Source organism: Kitasatospora sp. NPDC091257, assembly GCF_044757675.1.
In the GTDB taxonomy this organism is placed as follows: domain Bacteria; phylum Actinomycetota; class Actinomycetes; order Streptomycetales; family Streptomycetaceae; genus Kitasatospora; species Kitasatospora lactacystinica.
Map to the genome: position 1 here is coordinate 1 of NZ_JBIVVI010001380.1, position 2,176 is coordinate 2,176.

A 2,176-nucleotide genomic window follows, 5' to 3' on the forward strand; every position below is an offset into this window, starting at 1 on the left:
CCTGCCCACCCGCACCGTCACCCTCCTGCACCGCGAGGGCGCCTACCGCAGCGCCGCCGCCCGCGCCTTCACCCGCCTCACCCGCGACCTCGTCCACGCCCGCGGCTACCCGCCGGCCCCCTAGCCGGCACCGCCCGGTCAGCGGCGGGCGGCGGCCAGGGAGCGGAGCTGGACGTGGACGGCGGCGGGTTCGGTGCCGGTGAGCGCGGCGATCTCGGCGGCGGACAGGTCGAGGACCAGGTGCAGCAGCAGGACGTCCTGCTGGGCGGCGGTGAGGTGGGCGACCGGGCCCAGCGGCCGGGGGCCGGCCAGGGTGCAGACCCGGCGGCGCACCGCCTGCCAGGCGCAGGCGGCCGGGCTGGCGGTGGACAGGGCGTCGAGCCAGTGGCCGCCGAGCTCCTCGAAGGCGGCGCGGACGGCCAGGGGCGCGTCGGCGGGCGGCAGGAGCAGTTCGGCGTAGTCGAGGTAGTGGCGCAGGTGCAGGTCGTGCAGCGCCCACAGGCCCAGGGCGGGCCCGGGGGCTGCCGAACGGCGTCGTGGTGTCGGCATGGTGGTGTCCCGAGGTGGCGCGGGTGGGTACTGGTCCGCGGCGGGTGCCCGGCCCGGTCCGCGGCCGGGGCGCGGGTGGCGCGTCCCGGCCGCGGACCGGGTCACACGAGCACCGACGGGTTGTCGTCGGTGCCTTCGCGGCCCGCCGCCGCGGGGTGGCCGGGGCCCTCGCCCCGTTCAGCGGCGAGGCTGGTGCGCAGGGTCGCCCACAGGCGGAACAGGATGTCCGTCGGGGTGCCGGCGCTGGAGGACTGCATGGCCCGGACGAACTCGGCGTGGTGCGTGCGCGAGTTGACCGGGATCGGGGTGCGGGCGTTGTTGGTCCGGTCCCAGGCCGCCGCCCACAGGGCGCGGCGGGCCTCCCTGACCCCGCAGACCTCCATGTAGGCGAGGAAGACGGGTTTGCGCAGCGGGGCCTCGCCCTTGAGGACCAGGGCCAGCGTGCTGGAGGGCAGGCGTCCGCCCCGGTCGCGGGCCCGGCGGTCCAGTTCCCGCAGGGAGGGCCAGTCGGCCTTGCGGCGCATCTCGTGCATCGCCCGGCGCAGGTCCGCGAAGGAGTCGACCTGTTCGGGGTCGACCCGCCGGGGTGCCCGCAGCCGCCGGCTGCCCGAGGGGCGCGGCACGTGGGCCCAGTAGTTGGCCTGGACCCACTTGCGCCGGGCCGTCTTGAGGTCGCCGCCGCATTCGCGCACGACGGCCTCGACGACCTTCCAGCTCGGTACGGAGCGCCCGCCGGCGGCCCGTTGCAGGGTGGTGGGGTGGTAGTTGGTCCGAGCGGCGAGCTGACGGTACGTCAACCCGGCCTGCTCGCGCTGCTCCCGCAGCCAGACGGCCAGCCGGCCCAGCGCCGGCTCGGTCGCCTCGATCGGATTCTCTCGGCGTCCCATCTCGGGCAGGCGCTCTTCCTAGGCCCGCTCCCGTCGGAGCCTCGCGGCCAACAGGCATCCGCCCGTGGCCAGTTCGAGCGCGGCCCCGGCCGACATGCCCGTCGCCACCAGGGCGGCGGCCAGCGCGACCGTCAGGACGACCACGACGACGACCACGGTCGCTTCACCGGCCGCGAGCGGCCGGTACGGGCGCGGGCGCGGCGGTACCGGTTCCGCCGCCGCGCAGTGGGTAGGGGTGTGGGCGCGCTTGTTCCGCTTCCTCGCCATCGAGGAGTCCTCCATATCACTGTCCACTCCAACTGGCGGGCACTTGTGCGGTTGGCGTCGCACTGTGTGCCCGGTGGGCACACACTCTGTCAGGCGTACGGGTGAATCCCAATCGGTTCGGTGAACATCGCGAAGATTGATGCGCCACGGTCCCGGCCCCTGGCCGCAATCTCGTGAACGCCCTATCAGAAACGCACAGTTCAACGAAGTGAAACCGGATTTTGATGCGCCTTTGTGCAGCATGCCCTTGTGAGCCGTCCTGGCTGGATGTGACGATTTGCAGCGGCGTCACCCGGACCCGCGGGTCCGGAACCCGGGGCGCTGTGCACTCCAACAACTCGGGAACATCGGCAGCGGGCCGTGTTGGCGCATGGGTCCGCCCGAACAGCAGAGACCGCCCGGCCCTGGTGGCCCGAGCGGTCTCTCTGCGTTCCGGGGGCGGCCAAGGCCCCGGCGGTGACGGCCCCTTCGTC

General features: G+C 74.3%; 3 protein-coding genes. All 3 read right to left on the reverse strand.

The window, feature by feature from the left end; all coding sequences use genetic code 11:
* Positions 1–138: 138 nt before the first annotated feature.
* Complete coding sequence (locus ACIQOV_RS38480; RefSeq protein ID WP_359906537.1) at positions 139–549, reverse strand: sigma factor-like helix-turn-helix DNA-binding protein; 411 nt, start codon at positions 547–549, stop codon at positions 139–141.
* Between the two features lie 101 nt (positions 550–650).
* Positions 651–1,436, reverse strand: a complete 786-nt coding sequence (locus ACIQOV_RS38485; protein ID WP_401055431.1) for a helix-turn-helix domain-containing protein — start codon at positions 1,434–1,436, stop codon at positions 651–653.
* A gap of 18 nt (positions 1,437–1,454) precedes the next feature.
* Positions 1,455–1,703, reverse strand: coding sequence for a hypothetical protein (locus ACIQOV_RS38490; protein ID WP_380546675.1), 249 nt, complete (start codon positions 1,701–1,703; stop codon positions 1,455–1,457).
* Positions 1,704–2,176: the final 473 nt, after the last annotated feature.

Excerpts from the sequence above, each read along its gene's own strand:
- ACIQOV_RS38480 (WP_359906537.1), bottom strand. The coding sequence starts at position 549 with ATGCCGACACCACGACGCCGTTCGGCAGCCCCCGGGCCCGCCCTGGGC.
- ACIQOV_RS38485 (WP_401055431.1), bottom strand. The coding sequence starts at position 1,436 with ATGGGACGCCGAGAGAATCCGATCGAGGCGACCGAGCCGGCGCTGGGC.
- ACIQOV_RS38490 (WP_380546675.1), bottom strand. The coding sequence starts at position 1,703 with ATGGCGAGGAAGCGGAACAAGCGCGCCCACACCCCTACCCACTGCGCG.